The organism is Paraburkholderia sabiae, from assembly GCF_030412785.1.
Lineage (GTDB): Bacteria > Pseudomonadota > Gammaproteobacteria > Burkholderiales > Burkholderiaceae > Paraburkholderia > Paraburkholderia sabiae.
In genome coordinates this window covers 134,729-152,216 of the sequence record NZ_CP125296.1, presented here as the reverse complement: position 1 = coordinate 152,216, position 17,488 = coordinate 134,729, and the positions used below count along the sequence as shown (strand labels likewise).

Below are 17,488 nucleotides of genomic sequence, written 5' to 3'. Positions count from 1 at the left end.
CAGTCGCGATGCATCGTCGCGCGCCATCGGCTACGAGAGCCCGCGAACCCTTGCGTAACAGGAGGCCTTGTCATGCATCATCAGCCGGACTTGCACCGACGCTCCATCCATGACGATTCCCATGCCCGACTGCTCGAACACTTGCGCAGCGATCCGCTGATGCGCGAGAGTCTCGCGCTGCTGCCGCCCGTGCTGCTGTTCGCGTTGCTGCATGTGCATACGCATGTCGGATGGGATGTGTGCTTCGCGGTCGCGCGTCAGTTGAACAATGATCACGGCAGACACATGCGCGAACTCGGCACGGCCCTCTCGCTGATGAAGTCGCTGCGTGGCTCGCGAATGTTCGATCCGCTTGCATGGCATGCCGCGCTGCGTCGCCTGATCCATACGATCGCGAGCGAGCTTCATGCGCTGCATGCGACGCCCATGCAAACGTCAACGCGCGACTGCCTGATGCAAGCAACACGGAGCGGCGCGCGCAGCGAAGCGCTGCGCGTGCTGCGCGCCAGCCAGGTTCTGCTGAACGTCACGCGCTACTGGCTCGCAACCAGAGCTTCCGTACCCGTCACCTGGCTGTGACGCTTGCGCCAGGCAGCAGGCGGTTGACCGAACTCGCGTCTGAACGCGCGATGAAACGCCGACTCGGATTCGTAGCCGACCTCTTCGGCAATCGCTGCAATCGCCTTGCTGCTGTACGACAGTTCCTGCGCCGCGACGATAAGACGCCAGCGCGCGAGATATTGCATCGGCGGCTGGCCTAGCAGATCACTGAAGCGCTGCGCGAACGCGGAGCGCGACAGCCCGACCTTGCGCGCGAGTTCATCGACAGTCCAGTTGTACGCGGGCTGCGCATGCAGAATCGACAGCGCGCGGCCGACGAAGCGATCCTTCACGCCCGCGAGCCAGTTCTTGCGATCGGCAGGCAGTTCGTCGATACAGCGCCGCACGGCCCACACGAACAACAGCTCCGACAAACGCGACAGCACGATTGCGCTGCCTGCGCGCCGTTGCGCCGCCTCCTCGGCGGCATAGCGCAACGACGCCTCGATCCACGCCGATTGCGGATCGTTGCGCACGTCCACCTTGAAGAGCCGCGGCAGCGAGCCGAGCACGGGATTGCTCAGCGCATCGTCGCAGGCGAGAAAACCGCACAGGATGCGCGTCGGCGTGCCGCCGCCACCGTACGTGAGGTTTAGCACTTCGCCTCGCATGGTCGCGAGTTGCGTTTCGAGCAGCGGCCCGGCGGGCACAGGCGCCACATCGGGCGCGCTGCCCATGATGTGCGCCTCGCCCTGCGGCACGACGAGCAGTTCGCCCGCGCCGACGCAGATACCGGGATCGTTCGAGTCGGGCAGGCGCGCCCAGCACGTGCCTTCCGTGATCAGATGATAGGAAACGATGCGGTCCGACCTCGGCAGATACGCGGTGCACAACGCCTGATCCGCGTGCCCGATCAAGCCCCAGGGCGCCGTCAGTTCGGCGTGAAGATAAACCGCGCCGCCCAGGCGCACGACGCGCAGCACGTCGGAGACCGCATCCATGAGGCACCACCCTTCTTCGGCATTCTGCTAAAAAGACGGCACATGTACCGTCTTTTGCAAGTTCACCGAAAGAATACTCTCGCTGCGGGCGGGCGTCGCGCGGACTGCACACGCTGCGCGACGTGAAGTGCTTACGTCAGAAGTTGTGGCGCAGGCCGATCATGGCCGCCGTCGTGCCGACACCCGGCGCAACCGGCTGACCGTAGACGATCGTCTGGTTCATCGTGCCCGAGTTGCTGACATGGCCGACCTGGCCGTACACGACCGTGCGTCTGGACAGGCTGTATTCCGCGCCGACGGCGAATTCCGTCGAATGATTGCCCGAGTGGTTCGCGTCCTTCAGGTAATAGACGCCCGAGGTCACGCGCAGCGTCGGCGAAAAGACATAGCCGAGGCCGAACGAATACATGTCGAAGTCGGCCTGACTGCTGTGCGCCGGATTCTTGCCCTTGCCGTACGACGCGGACACGAGGAAGTCATGGAACGTGTACTTCGCGCCGAAATAGAAGAAGCGGTTGTTGTTCACGCCCGTCAACGGCGCGCCCGGCGCGGGGTTCGCGTCGTGTCCGTTGTAGTAGACAGCGGCCAGGTTCAGCCCGTAGTTCGAATACCTGAGCACCGCCGATTCGCGCGTGCCGCCCTGAAACTCGCCGGGCACGCCGCCCGGCGCATATTCGAGTGCGAGCGACACGCCCGCAAAACTCGGCGTCTGGTAGACGAGCGCATTGCTGTCGTACAGCGCGCCGATGGGCCCGTTGGTGCTCGTCCCTGCCCAGCCCGCCGCCTGATTCATGCCGAGCCACGCAGTCAGAATGCTGCCGAAGTACTGCGCGTTGCGCACATCGGTTTCGGCCATCGCGTAGATCATCGGCACGATCTGGCGACCCGCGTTGAACGTGCCGATCGGCCCCGACACGCCGACCGTCGCGAACTGGTTGAACGCGGCCGTGACACCGGGCGTGTCGCTGAGACCGGACTTGCCGGTGCCCGTATCGAAGGAACTCTGCAGCTTGAAATTGACGCGATACCCGCCGCCGATATCTTCGCTGCCCTTGATGCCCCACATGCTCGCGTAGATGCCGCCGTCCTTGAAGCGATACACCTTGCCGAGATTCTTCGCATTCGGCGCGAACGATGCCGCCGCCGTGCTCTGATACAGCAGCCCCGAATCGACGACGCCATACAGCGTCACCGAAGACGACTGCGCGCTCGCGACACTCGCCCATCCGAGAAGCGCCGCTGCGCCGACCAGTTTCGCGTTCATGGAGTCTCCGTCTATCGTGGCGATCCGGGGTGCTGCACGTACCGTTGCTTCGTTATTCGAAGCGTTGACGCAGCAGCTTCTTGTCGATCTTGCCGACGCTCGTCTTCGGTATCGCCGCGACGAAAATCACGCGTTCGGCCTCAGGCACTGCGTAGCGGCTGATGCGTTTGGCGTCGGCGTGGCCGAGCAGATGCGCGCGCACGGCCTGCGCATCGAGCGTCGCGTGCGGACGCAACACGATCAGCGCCTTTGGACGTTCGCCCCAGCGTTCGTCCTGCACGCCGATCACCGCGCTTTCCTCGACGCCATGCAGCTCGTTGATGAGCGCCTCGATCTCGATCGACGACACCCATTCGCCGCCCGTCTTGATCACGTCCTTGATGCGGTCGACGATCTGCACGTAGCCATCCGGCGTCATCACGGCGACGTCCTGCGTATGCAGATAACCGCCTTCCCACAGCGCTTCGGAGGCTTCCGGCTTGTTGTGATAGCCGGGCGTCAGATACGGCGAGCGCAGCACGATCTCGCCTTGCGCGCGGCCATCGCGCGGCACGTCGTTCATCTGCGCATCGACGACGCGCAGCTCGACCATCGGCACGGGCCGGCCCGTCATGCAGCGCTTGCGCACGGATTCGTCGATACCGGCCGTCGCCACATCGGGCGCGAACTGCGACAGCGCAGCAACAGGCCCCGTCTCCGACATGCCATAACCCGCGAACACGTCGATACCCTGTTCGAGCGCCGCGCGGCACATGCTCGGCGACAGCGCCGAACCGCCGATGATCATTGTCCAGCCCGACAGGTCGTGCGCGTCGCGCGCCGCCGCGTCGAGCAGCATTTGCAGAATGGTCGGCACGCAATGCGAAAAGGTGACGCGTTCCGTCTTCTTCAGATGCAGCAGCGTGTCCGGCTGATAGCGTCCAGGCAGCACGATCTTCAGCCCGAGCATCACGGCGATGTACGGCATGCCCCACGCGAGCACATGGAACATCGGCGTGATCGGCATGTAGACGTCGTCGCGATGCAGGCGCTGGCCGGTGCGCGGCGAACAGAGCGTCGTCGCCGTCGCGAGCGTGTGCAGCACGATCTGCCGATGGCTGTAGCACACGCCTTTCGGATCGCCCGTTGTGCCCGTCGTATAGAAGATCGCGGCGCGCGTGTTCTCGTCGAAGTCTTCGAAGGCGAAGTCTTCGGGCATCGACGAGACAAGCTGTTCGTACTCGCCAGCAATCGCGAACGACGTGGACGGCATCGGCGTGTCGTCGCTGGCGACGATCACCTCGCGTACGTGCTTCAACTCGCCGCGAATCGCTTCGAGCACGGGCAGAAACTCGCTGTTGACAATCAGCACGTCGGCGCGCGCGTCGTTGAGCGTGTACGCGATCTGCTGCGCCGATATGCGCACGTTCACGGTAAAGATGGTCGCGCCCATCATCGGAATCGCGAAGTAGCTTTCCAGATAGCGATGCGTGTCCCAGTCCATGACCGCGACCGTCGATCCCGCGCGCACGCCCAGCGAGGCGAGCGCGTTGGCAAGCTGGCCGACGCGTCGGTGGAAAGCGGCGAACGTGTAGCGCAGTTCGCCGCGATAGGTGATCTCCTGATCGGCGCGCACGCTCAGCGAATTGACGAGCAGTTGCTTGACGAGCAGCGGATAGGCGTATGCGGAGGCAGCCGCGGTAATCAGGTGGTCGGGCGTCTCGGTTTCTCGCACGAATGGCTCCCGTTGGTGGAAGTCGGCGCCGCACGGTTGAGCGGCGCGATGAAAGCGAGAGTACGAAACGCGCGATGTCCCTGCCCCCCCAGGCCGGAGGGGGAGGGTTCAGGAGAATGGAGCGGTGCTTTACGGCAGAGCGTTGAGATAGAGAACTACTGCGCGCCTTCCAGCAGACCGAGAACGAGCGCCCGGCGCACGGCGTGCTTGCGCGAACTGGCGTCGAGCTTGCCGAACAGGTTCTTCAGATGCCACTTGACGGTCTCTTCGCCAACCGACATCGCCAGCGCGATTTCCTTGTTCGACAGGCTGCGTCCGAGCAGTTCGAGTATTTGCCGCTCTTTCGGCGTCAGGACGACGCTCGGCACCGCGCGCGGCGCGCCGCTTGCCGCACGCGCCGGTACGGGGACGACGCGCGGCGCGGGCATCGCATGAACGGGCTGACCCGCGCTGGCTTCTTCTTCGCTCACGCGCCGCATCCAGTCAGCGATCGCGGGATGCGCGTCGGCGAGCGTGCGCGTCAGACTGAACGTCTTCGCCAGATTCATCGCTTCGAGCAGCAAAGGCCGGCCTTGCGCGCCCGTCTGTTCCAGTGCGAAGGCGCGCAGCACCATGATCTCGATCCGGTATCGGCCGAGCTTCATCGCGTTGGCGTGGTCGAGCGCGACATCGAGGGCATCGAGCGATTGCGGCCAGCGCCGCGCCGCAATCGCCGCATACCCATGCGAGAGCGTCTGCAGCATCGCGACATGCCGTTGCCACAACGGGCCGTGCCGCGAAGCCTCGTGCGCGACGATTTCGTCGATACGTTCCGCGAGCGCGTCGCATGTTTGCGCGCGATAGCGTGCGGCATGCATGCGCACCTGCTCCGCGAGACTCGCGACGCACAGGCGCGGCATGTCTCGGCCGACGCCCATCGCGTACATCGCCTCCAGCAGATCGAGCGCGCGATGCTCGACGCCCTGCACGGCCGCGATCTGCGCTGCCGTGCGATACGCGAGCATCGTCAATTCCGGCGTGCCGCCATGTTCGAGCACGTCCAGCCGGTTCGCCAGCAAGGCGGCCGCCTGCTCGACGCGATCGGTTTCGTAGCACAACGACGCGCACATCGCCGCGAACATGCAGGTCAGCGGATGCCGTCTGCCGAGGTCCGCTTCGGCGCTGGCGAGCGCGGGCATCAGCACGGATTCCGCGAGACTCAGTTGCCCTTCGAGCAGATAGCTGAAGCCGATCGTGTGATCGCCCCAGCGGATCACGTAGCCGGTGCCCGTCCCGTTGCCGTGACGCGGCGCGAGTTGCTGCTGAAAACGCCGCGCCTGCGCCGGTTCGCCCTGAAGAATGGCCAACGCAGAACGGCGGTTCGCGTGAATCTGCTCGAGCCACGATCCGGCGGGCGGCGCGGTGTCCAGCCACGGTTCGAACAGCGTCACGAAGCGGTCGATTTCATCGGCGTAATACGCGGCCGCGCTCAGGATCATCGCGCACTCGTAGCGCAGTTCGGGCGCGGCGCCGGGATCGGCGAGCACCTGTTCGACCTGGCGCTCCGCCTCGTCATGACGCTCGCCGAGTGCGAGCACCCACGCGGCGGCAAGACGCAGACGCGGCCTGCGTTCCAGTTCATCCTCGGGGAGCAATTCGAGCCAGTCGCGCACCGCCGACAAACTGCCGTTTTTCACGGCTTCGTACAGGCACCGTTCGGCGAGATCGTAAGCGGCCTGATGCTGCCCTGCCGCATGCGCGTGGCGCGCCGCCTCGTCGAGCATGCCGTGCGCGGCGAGCCACGTCGACGCGCGCGCATGCAGCTCGGCGCGCTCCGGCTCGGGCAACGCGTCGAGACGGCCTCGCAGCACGTCGCGCACCAGCACGTGAAGCCGGCACCACGCGCTGTCCTCGCTCGCGATGAAGACGGGCGTGTCGCGCACGAGACGCGCGAGGCGCTCCGGCGCGTCGCTGTCGCCCGTCAACGCTTCGCACAATTGCGGATGCAGCCGGTCGACGACACTGATGCGCGTCAGGAATGCGTCGTCGTCGGGCGACAGTTTGGCGATCAGCGCGACGACCAGGTGATCGCGCAAGCCGCCATGATCCGCCGACAACGCCTGCGCCGCGCGGCGCGGATCGTCGGCGCGCGCCATCGCCGCGAGCGCCAGTTGCAGGCCGAGCGGCCAGCCATCGGACAGTTCGAACAGCCGCGCGCACACGTCCGCTTCGACACGCGCGCCGAAGCGCTCGCCGACCAGCGCAATCGCCTCGTCGAGCCGGAAGCGCAGCAGGTCCGGGCCGATCAGTTCGCCCGCGCCGTAGGCGAGCAGATCGCCGGCGGCATCGTCGAGACCGCGCCGCGCCGCGACCGCCACGCGCAGGTTTTGCGGCGCGTTATGCAGCAGATAGGCGAGCGCAGCGAGCCCTTCGACGGGCAAACGGTCGGCTTCGTCGACGATCAGCACGACGTCGAGCGACAGCTGCGCGACTTCGGCGAGCCACGCGGTGATGCCTTCCAGTTCGCGCGACGGCGCCGCCGCACTGTTCAGCACGAGCCGCCCGAAGGTCGGACGCGCGCAACCGGCGCGCACCGCGTGTACGAGCCCGAGCAGAAAGCGCTGCGCATCGTCGCGTTCGTCGACGGACAGCCACGCGACGGCCACGCCGTGCGCGAGGTGCTCGCGCCGCCACTGCGCAAGCAGCGACGTCTTGCCATAGCCCGCGGGCGCCTGAACCAGCGCGATCTGCAGATTGCGCAGACGCGGCTCGTCGACGCCCAGGCGCGCGCGCGTCAGTAAATGCTGCGGCGCACGCGGCGCGATGGTCTTGAGGATCAGTTCGGTGGCGGCGTCGGCGTCGCTGTTGTTTGTCGTTGCCATCGGGGCCATGTCGGTCGGGATACAGAACAGCTTACGCGAGCACCGCGCGGGCGCAAAGCCGGGGAGTCCCGGCCCGCGCGGCACAGCGCCCCCCCTCTTGGCGAGTGGGGTTTCGAGTCCCCTACCTCACTACGATAGCCTTCAATAGATGTTGCGAGCGAGGCCAGATCATGCAGTTCACGTCGACGGCGGGCACCGCCCGCCCGCTTCATCGCCCCATTCAAGCAAGCTAGCGGACGCCATGTATCGTCATTTTTTCGTCCCCGTAGGCGGCACCGACCCGGCCATCGAAGCAGTCGGCCATGCGCTCGAATTCGCGAGGTCGATCGGCGCGCGCGTCACGTTTTTCGATGCGTGCGGTGAAGCGTCCGCCGAAAACCGCACAGCGGAACGGCTCGCCAAAGCCGAAGCGGCGGCCCGCGCGCATGGCGTGCCCTGCGAAAGCGCGTCGCGGGCTCCGGCGCACACGGCGAACCTGGCGCTCGAAGTCATCGTCGAGCTGGCGCGCGCTCAAGGCTGCGACCTGTTGTGCGCGCCGACCGACGCATCGTGGCTTATCCGCCGGCAGCACACCGGCGACGCGTTCGCCTCGTGCGGCATGCCCGTGCTGATGTGCGCTGCGCCGCGGCATCGGGTGGCCGATCTCGTGATCGCCAAGCTGCTCGGCCAGCATCGCGCGATTGGGGCGCTGCTGCACGATCTGCTCGGCGAAGTTCACTCGGCTGTTTCGCGCGGCCAGTCGTCGGGCGCAGTCGTGATGGATTCGCCCGTCGCCGCGTTGCGCAACGTGCAGTCCTTGCGCAACCGGCCCGGCAGGGACGCGTGCGTGTTTGCGCGGCTGCGCGAACGCACGTCCGCGTTCGACGCCGAACTTGCCGAACTCGAGCGCCAGCATCGGCATGAAAACCGCCTGCTAGGCGCGCTGATCGACAGCGCCCGCACAGTGGCGAAAGGCGAGCTTCCGCCCGCGTGCTTCGAACAGCAGTTGCAGACGTGCGCCCAGTTCATCTGGGAACACATGGGACGCGAGGAAGGCGTCATTCTGCCCGCCGCGCGCCGTTATCTGAGCGATGCGGACTGGCAGGAAATCGGCGCGGCACTTGCCGTTGCTGCGCCGTCCGCGAATCTTGAACACACCATCGGCGAGCCGCGTGGCTCGCGAGCATGACAGGAGACAAGCATGCCAAGTGCAGTCCGCTTTTATGAAACCGGCTCGCCGGAAGTCCTTCGCTGGGAACACGTCGAACGCGCCGAACCCGGTCCGGGCGAAGTGCGTGTGCGTCACGCGGCCGTGGGCCTGAACTTCGCGGACATCTATTTCCGCACCGGCCTCTATCCGGCGAAGCTGCCCTCGGGTATCGGCATGGAAGGCGCGGGCGTGGTGGAAGCCGTCGGCGATAACGTGACCGGTTTCAAGCCGGGCGATCGCGTGACCTACACGGGCAGCCCGCTTGGCGCCTACGCTTCGGAACGCGTGCTGCCCGCCGCATGCCTGATCCATCTGCCGGACGAGATTCCGTTCGAAACGGCTGCCGCGATGACGATGCGCGGCCTCACGTCCGCGTATCTGATGCGCCGCATCTATCAGTGGAAGCGCGGCGACACGTTCCTGCTGCACGCGGCGGCGGGCGGCGTCGGTCTGATCGTGAGCCAATGGGCGAAGCTGCTCGGGCTGAACGTGATCGGCACGGTATCGACGGAAGAAAAGGCTGAAGTTGCGCGCGCTCACGGTTGCGATCACATCATCTACTATCGACGTGAGGACGTCGCGAAACGCGTGCGCGAAATCACGGACGGCGTCGGCGTGCCCGTCGTGATCGACAGCGTCGGCAAGGACACGCTGACGGCATCGCTCGATTCGCTGAAGCGCCGCGGACTGCTGGTCGGCGTCGGCACGTCGTCGGGCGCGTTTCCGCCGATCGACGCGATGCAGCTGGCCATCAAGGGCTCGCTCTTCTTCACGCGCCCCGCGCTCGCCGACTATATCGCCGATCCTGCCGAGAAAGCGGAACTCGCGGGCGAGCTGTTCGGCCACGTGGCGTCGGGCCGGATCAAGATCGAGATCAACCAGCGCTACGAACTCAACGACGCCGTGCAGGCACATCGCGATCTCGAAGCGGGCAAGACCACGGGTTCGTCGATTTTCGTCGTGCAGGGAGAGTGACATGCGCATCGAACAGCTGACCTGTTCCATCGGCGCCGAACTGACGGGCGTCGATCTCGCGGACGCCGTGCATGACGACGGCCTGTTCGCTGAAATCCGCGCCGCGCTGCTGCGCCACCGCGTGCTGTTTCTGCGCGATCAGGAAATCACGCGCGCCCAGCATGTCGCGTTTGCGCGGCGTTTCGGCGAACTCGAAGATCACCCGATTGCGGGCAGCGATCCCGAGCATCCCGGCCTCGTGCGCATCTACAAGACGCCCGATCAACCGAACGACCGCTACGAGAACGCCTGGCACACGGACGCCACGTGGCGCGACGCGCCGCCGTTCGGTTGCGTGCTGCGCTGCGTGGAATGCCCGCCCGTCGGCGGCGACACGATGTGGGCGAATATGGTGCTCGCGTACGAGAACCTGCCCGACCACGTGAAGACGCAGATCGCCGATCTGCGCGCGCGTCACAGCATCGAAGCGAGCTTCGGCGCGGCCATGCCGATCGAAAAACGCCTCGCGCTTAAAGCGCAGTATCCGGACGCCGAGCATCCCGTCGTGCGCACGCATCCGGAAACCGGCGAGAAAGTGCTGTTCGTCAACGCCTTCACGACGCACTTCACCAACTATCACACGCCGTCGCGCGTGCGCTTCGGCCAGGACGCGAATCCCGGCGCGAGTCTGTTGCTCAACTATCTCGTGAGCCAGGCGCTCGTGCCCGAGTATCAGGTGCGCTGGCGCTGGCAGAAGAACAGCATCGCGATCTGGGACAACCGCAGCACGCAGCATTACGCCGTGATGGATTACCCGCCGTGCCACCGGAAGATGGAACGGGCCGGCATCGTCGGCGACGTGCCGTTCTAGACCGACGCGCCGCACATCAAACGCTTGACAGGAAGAAGCGCCAGTCATCGGCTGGCGGCTTGAACACGCCTATATCTGGAGAACGACAATGCAATTTCTCGACGACTCGCTGCACCCCGAGCACATGGACAAAGTGGTGATCACGGTCGCGCCGTATGGACCGGAATGGATGCCGGAAGATTTCCCCGAAGACATTCCCGTGACGATGGACGAGCAGATCCAGAAAGCCGTCGACTGCTATAACGCGGGCGCCACGGTGCTGCATCTGCATGTGCGCGAACTCGACGGCAAGGGCTCGAAGCGGCTGTCGAAGTTCAACGAACTGATCGCCGGCGTGCGCGCCGCCGTGCCCGACATGATCATCCAGGTCGGCGGCTCGATTTCGTTCGCGCCGGAAAGCGACGGCGAAGCGGCCAAGTGGCTCTCCGACGACACGCGTCACATGCTCGCCGAACTCGATCCGAAGCCGGATCAGGTCACTGTCGCGATCAACACGACGCAGATGAACATCATGGAGCTGCTGTATCCCGAGTATCTGCAAGGCACGTCGCTCGCGAATCCGGCTTTCCAGGCCGCGTACAGCGAGATGACCGTCCCCGCCGGTCCGGCATGGGTCGAAGAGCATCTGCGCCGTCTGCAGGCGTCGGGCATTCAGCCGCATTTCCAGTTGACGGGCATGCATGCGCTCGAGACGCTCGAACGTCTGGTGCGCAAGGGCGTGTACACGGGTCCGCTGAACCTCACGTGGATCGGTATCGGCGGCGGCTTCGACGGTCCGAATCCGTTCAACTTCTTCAACTTCATTCATCGCGCGCCGAACGGCTGCACGCTGACGGCCGAATCGCTGCTGAAGAACGTGCTGCCGTTCAACACGATGGCGCTGGCGATGGGTCTGCATCCGCGCTGCGGCATCGAAGACACGATCATCGATCAGCACGGCAACCGCATGACGTCGGTGCAGCAGATCGAGCAGACGGTGCGCATCGCGCGCGAACTCGGCCGCGAGATTGCGAGCGGCAAGGAAGCGCGCGACATTTACCGGATCGGCGTGCAATACCGCGATGCCGACGAGACGCTTGCGGCAAACGGCATGGCGCCGAATCGCCGGCAAGGCCAGAAGAACTTGCCGCTGGCCGCTTGACGCGTGCGCTGCTAAAGCAAAGCCCAGAAGACGCCGGATTGCGGCGTCCAACGTAACGAACCCATTCCAGGGCGGGGCCGGCGTCGCGTGATGCTCGGCCCAGACAAGACGGGCCCGCGCGTTTCGCGCGCGCGGAGCACCGCGACGCCCAGATTCGGAGGAGACAATCTTGCATATTCATCATGTCAATCTCGACGCGCGCGACGACGCTGCCGCGCGCACCGGCTCGCGCGCGTATGCGTGGATCGTTTTCGCGCTGACCTTCGGGCTGCTGCTGTCGGACTACATGTCGCGGCAGGTGCTCAATGCAGTATTCCCCTTGCTCAAGGCGACGTGGGGACTCAGCGACACGCAACTCGGCTCGCTGAGCGGCGTCGTCGCGCTGATGGTCGGCGTGCTGACCGTGCCGCTGTCCGTGCTGGCCGACCGCTGGGGTCGCGTGAAAAGCATCGTCGTGATGGCGGCGCTGTGGAGCGCGGCGACACTCGGCTGCGCGGTCGCCAGCAATTACGGCGAAATGCTCGTGGCGCGCGCACTCGTCGGTGTCGGCGAAGCAGCGTATGGCAGCGTGGGCATCGCGCTGATTCTCAGCATCTTTCCGTCGCATCTGCGTTCGACGCTCACGGGCGCGTTCATGGCGGGCGGCGCATTCGGCTCCGTGTTCGGCATGGCGCTCGGCGGCGTGGTGGCCGTGCATCTCGGCTGGCGTTGGTCGTTCGGCGCGATGGCGTGCTTCGGCATTCTGCTGGTGTTCGCCTACATGCTGATCGTTACGGAAAAGCGCGTTGCCTGCCGGCGCAACGACATCGCCGGATCGGCCCGCGCGAACAAGAGCACGCGCACGAGTTTTCGCGCCACATTGCGCGGACTGTTCTCGACGGTTTCAGTGGTGTGCGCGTATATCGGCAGCGCGTTGCAGCTGTTCATCATGGCGTCCGTGCTGGCGTGGATGCCGAGCTTCCTGAACCGCTACTACGGCATGCCCGCCGATAAAGCGGCCGTCACGGCGGCAGGCTTTCTGCTGCTCGGCGGCATCGGAATGATCGTGTGCGGCATCGTGACGGACCGTGTGAGCAAGTCGAAGCCGGAACGCAAATGGATGACGGCGATCGCCTATTGCGTGATCTCGCTCGTGCTGCTCGGCATCGGCTTCCAGTTGCAGCCAGGCACGCTTCAGTTCGTGCTGCTCGGCGCGGGCATCTTCGTCGTGGCGGGCACGTCGGGACCGGCGGGCGCGATGGTCGCCAATCTCACGCCGCCGTCGATTCACGCGCCCGCGTTTGCCACGTTGACGCTCGTGAACAATCTGCTGGGCATGGCGCCCGGTCCGCTCGTCACCGGCTATATCGCCGATCGCATCGGTTTGCCGGGCGCACTGCAACTCGTACCCGTCGCGGCGGCACTCGCAACCGTGATGTTCACGATCGGCAAGCGCAACTATGGACGCGGCCTGCAACGCGTCGATACCTCGCGCGCCGCCGCCATCGCAACCGAATAAGGACCAACGTACATGACATCATCGACCACGCCGACTGTATTGATCGTGCCCGGACTGCGCGATCACGTCGAAGATCACTGGCAAACGATTCTGCAACGCGCGCTGCCCAATGCGCGCTCCGTCGCGCCGCTGGAGCACGACAAGCTCAGTTGCGCCGCACGCGTCGCAGCGCTCGACGCCGCATTGCGTGCGATCAACGGCCCTGTCGTGCTGGTCGCGCACAGTGCCGGCGTGATGATTACCGTGCATTGGGCGCAGTTGCACCGGCGGCCCATTCACGGCGCGTTGCTCGCGACGCCCGCCGATCTGGAAACGCCGCTGCCCGAAGGCTATCCGACGCAAGACGCGCTGCGCGACAACGGCTGGCTGCCGATGCCGCGCGAGCGTCTGCCGTTTCCGAGCATCGTCGTCGCGAGCACCAACGATCCCCTCGCGCGTTTCGAGCGCGTGGCCGGCATGGCGCAGGCGTGGGGAAGCCGGCTGGTGCATGCGGGCGCCGTCGGTCATCTGAATCCTGCATCGGGATTCGGCGAATGGCCGCGCGCCGCCGAACTCGTCGCTGAACTGAGCCGTGAAGCGGCGAACGCGCCATGTTGACGGAAATGGAATCGTCGCTGGAACGCAAGGTCTGCAAGGCCGACGAACTCGCGCCAGGCCAGCGGAAAATCGTGTTCGTCGATGGCCGATGTATCGCGGTGTTCAATCTCGGCGGCGAACTGCGCGCCATCGACGACGCCTGTCCGCACAACGGCGCGTCGCTTTTCGCGGGACGTATCGACGGAAGCGTGCTGCGGTGTCCGGCGCATGGCCTCGCGTTCGATCTGCTCACCGGCTGTTCGCCCGCCAGCCGCGCGCTGTGCCTGACGACGTTTCCTGTTCGTCAGGTCGAAGGGAACATCGTTATCACGCTGAAAGCCGTCGATTCGACCGGCTAAGGGTGACATAAGGTTCAGCGGGTACGATCGGGCGACTCCTTGCTACAGGGCTCGAAGCCCGCACGATCGCCGCATGAACACACTCGAAGCGTTGAACCAGACGCTCTTTCTCACGATCAACGCGACGACGTCGACGCCTCACTGGCAAATCGCCATCGCGTCAGGTATCGCCGATTATGTGATCTACCTCGTTCCGCTCGTGCTCGCGGCGCTCTGGTTATCGGGCGACCGCGACAGCCGCGAAGCCGCGTTGCGCGCGTGTTGCGTCGCGATGCTCGCAATGGGATTCAATCAGATCATCGGTCTTGCGTGGATGCATCCGCGGCCGTTCATGATCGGCCTGGGTCATACGTTCGTCGAGCACGCGCCCGATTCTTCATTTCCCAGCGATCACGGCACCGTGTTCGCGAGCATCACGCTGACTCTGCTGCTCGCGCGCATGCATTGGACCGGCTTGCTCACGCTGATTGCAGGGCTGGCGGTCATGTGGGCGCGCGTGTTTATCGGCGTGCACTTTCCGTTCGATATGGCGGGCGCCGTCGTGATCGCGTGTGTTGCGTATATCGTCGTGACGCCGATGTGGTCGCGGGCAGGCGGCGCGGCGACGGACCTGACGGTGCTGCTGTATCGCAAGCTGCTGGCGTGGCCGATTGCGCGTGGATGGATGCGCACGTAGCGTGAAAGAACAAACCGCGACAGCATTCCGTCGATTGACGGTGCATGTCGCGGTCGATTACTTCAGCGTACTGCGCTGGCCTCGAAGCCAGCGCCCGTTGCATTAGTGGTGTTCGAAAATCGGTGCCGAGTACGAGCTGGCCGAGAACGAAGCGCGTTGCCCACCTTGCGACGAACCATCCGCCACGCCGCCGACACCGCTGTTATCTGCTGCGTTCACCTTCGCTTCGGCAGCCTGGATGTTGGCCGGATATTGCGTGTCGCTGCTATTCGAAGGAACGTAACCCGCCTTTTCCAGTTGCACCAGCTCGGCGCGGACTTGGGCACGGGTCACCGGCTGGCTGGATTGCGCGAATGACATGACGGGAACAGCGAGGACAGCAGCAACTGCGACAGCCTTGATGAGCGATTTCATGATCATTACCTCCAGAATTTGTTTTCGGATGCTTCGAACTGTTTTGTTCGTTGCGTTGAAAACAGTTTAGGAGCGTCGCCCATCCGGATAAACCCTCGATCGACCAACTCACAGTTTCAGGAAACGTTATAAACCGCCCGAAACTGGTGCCGAATGCGTTTTGGATCGCGCGAAACGGCTGCAATGGCTGCGTGCGTCAATCGGCCGCCCGATGCAGCAGTTCGAATTCGAAGCGCACGCCTTGTTGCTCGATCCAGCGACGCGCCCATGTCAGCGCGCATTGCATCGCCGCTTCGGGCGCGCCGAACTTCGGCCCGACGAGGCCGGATCGCGCGACACGTCGGCCTTCGCGCGTGATCTCCGTCCAGCCGCGAAACATCGCATCCGGTACGGGATCGGCCGCGACGTACACGACGTAGCCGCGTTCGTCGGCCACGCGCGCGCCCTTGGCCGCGAGGCCCATCCAGAACGCGCGATTCTGCGCGTCGCGGTCGCATAGCGGCTCGTGCATGGGCGCGTCGATCGCGGTGATCGCGCTGTGTTCCGGCCCGGCGTGCGCGAAACGAGCGCCTGTATCAGCCGTCGACGTCTGCCACGACGCCTGGCTTCTCCAGACCACGCGCGGCATTCCGCGCTCTTCCATCGCGCGCGTTTCGCGCTTCGGCTTCGCCTTCTGCACCGGACGCGGCGTGTCGGGCACGTACGAAAAGCGGCGCCCTCTGTCGGTGAGGATGCGGATCATCTCGGCGAGCTTGCCGTCGAGCCGCCACTCTTCGAAGCGGCATCGGCAGGTAGGCTGCGATGGATAGTGCGCAGGGAGCCGCGCCCACGATTCGCCCGTGGTCAACGCCCACAGCACCGCGTTGGCAAGCACGCGCGGCCGGATGCGCGGGCGACCGCGCTTCAGCATGCCCGCGGGCGGCGGCGCGCAAAGCGTCGGCGCGATCAGCGACCACTCCTCGTTGGAAAGCTCCTCGAACGGCATCCCCTCCTCCAGACCGCTGCGTGCAACGTGCACCGGCTAGCCATTGACCCATGACGTAATCTTTGATGCAGTCAGGATTCGGATCGGACTCGAAGCGGAGCCGGCTGAATCTCGTGTCAGGAAATCCCTGGCCGGTCCGACGCGATCACATACGAACGAACAGGAGACGAGATGAATCCGCAATCGGCCACACCGCGTTTCTCATCCGCCGATGCGCAGGCGCTACCGTGGACGCCATCGGCCTGCGCGAGCGGCGTGCAGATCAAGAATCTCGGCAAGGCCAACGGACGCGCGATGCAGCTCGTGCGATTCGAACCGGGAACCGTGTTCCCGACGCATCTGCATACGGGACCGGAGTTCATCTACATGCTCGAAGGTGAGGCCGTGCAGAACGGCCAGCGGCTGTCGCCGGGATGGGTCGGCATCGCGGAAACGGGAACGGTGGAGAACGGCTTCCGAAGCGATACAGGTTGTGTCTTCCTGCTGATCTACGATCTCGCGCAGCGCTTTTGCTGAGCACGAAAGTCGCGCCATGTAGTGCATGAGACGCGCTACAACTGCTTACAAAGCCGTTGCGGTCGCGCGTGCACCGCCGTCGTTCGGGCGACGTTATTGCAGGCACACACACCGTGGAGCCCGTCATGAACGCCAACGTCACGAACAGCATGCCGCAACGTAGCCGTATCCATCCTTTGATTGCGGGCGCTGCTGTGTCCGTGATCCTTGCCAGCGTCACGGGCGTCGCGGCGATCACGGGGATCTTGCCCGTGTCGCACGCGGTGCCTTCGTCCGCTGCGCAGACGGCGCAGATCGCACCGATTGCACCGATTGCACCGATTGCGCCCGTCACGCCCGTTGCCACACAAGCGGCCAGCGCGCCGCTCGCTGCCGTCGAGCCGACCAGCGCGGCCCAGCAAACGGGCGCGGTCCAGCAGGCGAACACCGCGCAGCCTGTCGCCCAGCAAACGGCGCCCGCTGCGCCGCGGCCCGTTCATCACGCGCGCAAACCACACGTCGCGCCCGCGCCGCAATACGCGGACAGCGGCAACGTGCAAGCGGCAGGCACACGCCAGGTCGCTGCCGATCCGTATGCGGGTGAAGTCGTCGCGATCAATCCTGTGCAGACGTCGGAACCGACCACAGGACTCGGCGCGGTCGGCGGCGCGGTCGCGGGCGGTTTGCTCGGCAACCAGTTCGGCGCGGGACGCGGACGCATTCTCGCGACCGTCGCGGGCGCAGTGGGCGGCGGTTTCGCGGGCAACGGCATCGAGCACGCCGTGCGCAAGCAGACGAGCTATCAGGTGCAGGTCCGCATGCAGGACGGCAGCTATCGCAACTTCACTTACACGACGCAGCCGCAAGTCCAGGTCGGACAACGCGTGCATGTATCGGGCGATACGCTCTCCGCTTCGTGATTTCAAGCACCCGGCGGGCTTTCGCTCGCC

The 17,488-nt window shown here is 65.3% G+C and carries 17 protein-coding genes; 11 read left to right on the top strand and 6 right to left on the bottom strand.

The features are described from left to right. The first annotated feature begins 72 nt into the window (after window positions 1–72). Window positions 73–579, top strand: a complete 507-nt coding sequence (locus QEN71_RS30330) for a hypothetical protein (protein ID WP_201646848.1) — start codon at window positions 73–75, stop codon at window positions 577–579. On the opposite strand, the gene QEN71_RS30325 is transcribed toward QEN71_RS30330, so the two are convergent. From QEN71_RS30325 to QEN71_RS30310, 4 genes are all read right to left on the bottom strand, one after another. Continuing rightward, the gene (locus QEN71_RS30325; RefSeq protein WP_201646847.1) at window positions 534–1,541 is read right to left on the bottom strand and encodes an AraC family transcriptional regulator; all 1,008 of its coding nucleotides are present in this window, start codon (window positions 1,539–1,541) and stop codon (window positions 534–536) included. The genes QEN71_RS30330 and QEN71_RS30325 overlap by 46 nt on opposite strands. Before the next feature lie 136 nt (window positions 1,542–1,677). Next, window positions 1,678–2,805: a porin gene (locus QEN71_RS30320; RefSeq protein WP_201646846.1), complete on the bottom strand. Its 1,128-nt coding sequence runs from the start codon at window positions 2,803–2,805 to the stop codon at window positions 1,678–1,680. A 52-nt stretch (window positions 2,806–2,857) separates the two neighbouring features. After that, window positions 2,858–4,519 (bottom strand): fatty acid--CoA ligase, encoded by a 1,662-nt coding sequence (locus QEN71_RS30315; RefSeq protein WP_201646845.1) that lies wholly within the window; start codon window positions 4,517–4,519, stop codon window positions 2,858–2,860. A gap of 155 nt (window positions 4,520–4,674) precedes the next feature. After that, window positions 4,675–7,380: a LuxR C-terminal-related transcriptional regulator gene (locus tag QEN71_RS30310; protein WP_201646844.1), complete on the bottom strand. Its 2,706-nt coding sequence runs from the start codon at window positions 7,378–7,380 to the stop codon at window positions 4,675–4,677. 241 nt (window positions 7,381–7,621) lie between these two features. Between QEN71_RS30310 and QEN71_RS30305 the strand changes: the two genes are divergently transcribed. The 8 genes from QEN71_RS30305 (at window position 7,622) to QEN71_RS30270 (ending at window position 14,644) form a co-directional block, all read left to right on the top strand. Continuing rightward, complete coding sequence (locus tag QEN71_RS30305) at window positions 7,622–8,548, top strand: hemerythrin domain-containing protein (protein WP_201646843.1); 927 nt, start codon at window positions 7,622–7,624, stop codon at window positions 8,546–8,548. A gap of 12 nt (window positions 8,549–8,560) precedes the next feature. Then, on the top strand, window positions 8,561–9,544 hold the full coding sequence (locus QEN71_RS30300; protein WP_201646842.1) for a quinone oxidoreductase family protein: 984 nt from the start codon (window positions 8,561–8,563) through the stop codon (window positions 9,542–9,544). A 1-nt stretch (window position 9,545) separates the two neighbouring features. Next, window positions 9,546–10,394, top strand: a complete 849-nt coding sequence (locus QEN71_RS30295) for a TauD/TfdA dioxygenase family protein (protein WP_201646841.1) — start codon at window positions 9,546–9,548, stop codon at window positions 10,392–10,394. 88 nt (window positions 10,395–10,482) lie between these two features. Next, the gene (locus QEN71_RS30290; RefSeq protein WP_201646840.1) at window positions 10,483–11,535 is read left to right on the top strand and encodes a BKACE family enzyme; all 1,053 of its coding nucleotides are present in this window, start codon (window positions 10,483–10,485) and stop codon (window positions 11,533–11,535) included. Between the two features lie 169 nt (window positions 11,536–11,704). After that, window positions 11,705–13,033 carry an MFS transporter gene (locus tag QEN71_RS30285; protein WP_201646839.1) on the top strand — a complete coding sequence of 443 codons (1,329 nt, stop codon included), beginning with the start codon at window positions 11,705–11,707 and terminating at the stop codon, window positions 13,031–13,033. Window positions 13,034–13,045: 12 nt separating this feature from the next. After that, window positions 13,046–13,630, top strand: coding sequence for an RBBP9/YdeN family alpha/beta hydrolase (locus QEN71_RS30280; protein ID WP_201646838.1), 585 nt, complete (start codon window positions 13,046–13,048; stop codon window positions 13,628–13,630). Beyond that, window positions 13,624–13,968, top strand: a complete 345-nt coding sequence (locus QEN71_RS30275; protein WP_233471595.1) for a Rieske (2Fe-2S) protein — start codon at window positions 13,624–13,626, stop codon at window positions 13,966–13,968. Before QEN71_RS30280 ends, QEN71_RS30275 begins: the two co-directional genes overlap by 7 nt. 73 nt (window positions 13,969–14,041) lie before the next feature. Beyond that, window positions 14,042–14,644, top strand: coding sequence for a phosphatase PAP2 family protein (locus tag QEN71_RS30270; protein WP_201646837.1), 603 nt, complete (start codon window positions 14,042–14,044; stop codon window positions 14,642–14,644). A 102-nt stretch (window positions 14,645–14,746) separates the two neighbouring features. Here the strand turns inward: QEN71_RS30270 and QEN71_RS30265 are convergent, their stop codons facing one another. Continuing rightward, window positions 14,747–15,058: a DUF4148 domain-containing protein gene (locus QEN71_RS30265; protein ID WP_201646836.1), complete on the bottom strand. Its 312-nt coding sequence runs from the start codon at window positions 15,056–15,058 to the stop codon at window positions 14,747–14,749. Window positions 15,059–15,254: 196 nt separating this feature from the next. Then, window positions 15,255–16,043, bottom strand: coding sequence for a transposase (locus QEN71_RS30260; RefSeq protein ID WP_201646835.1), 789 nt, complete (start codon window positions 16,041–16,043; stop codon window positions 15,255–15,257). A 171-nt stretch (window positions 16,044–16,214) separates the two neighbouring features. Here QEN71_RS30260 and QEN71_RS30255 point away from each other — a divergent pair, with 171 nt between their 5' ends. Further along, window positions 16,215–16,559, top strand: a complete 345-nt coding sequence (locus tag QEN71_RS30255) for a cupin domain-containing protein (protein ID WP_201646834.1) — start codon at window positions 16,215–16,217, stop codon at window positions 16,557–16,559. 125 nt (window positions 16,560–16,684) lie between these two features. Next, window positions 16,685–17,458 carry a glycine zipper 2TM domain-containing protein gene (locus QEN71_RS30250; protein WP_201646833.1) on the top strand — a complete coding sequence of 258 codons (774 nt, stop codon included), beginning with the start codon at window positions 16,685–16,687 and terminating at the stop codon, window positions 17,456–17,458. Window positions 17,459–17,488: the final 30 nt, after the last annotated feature.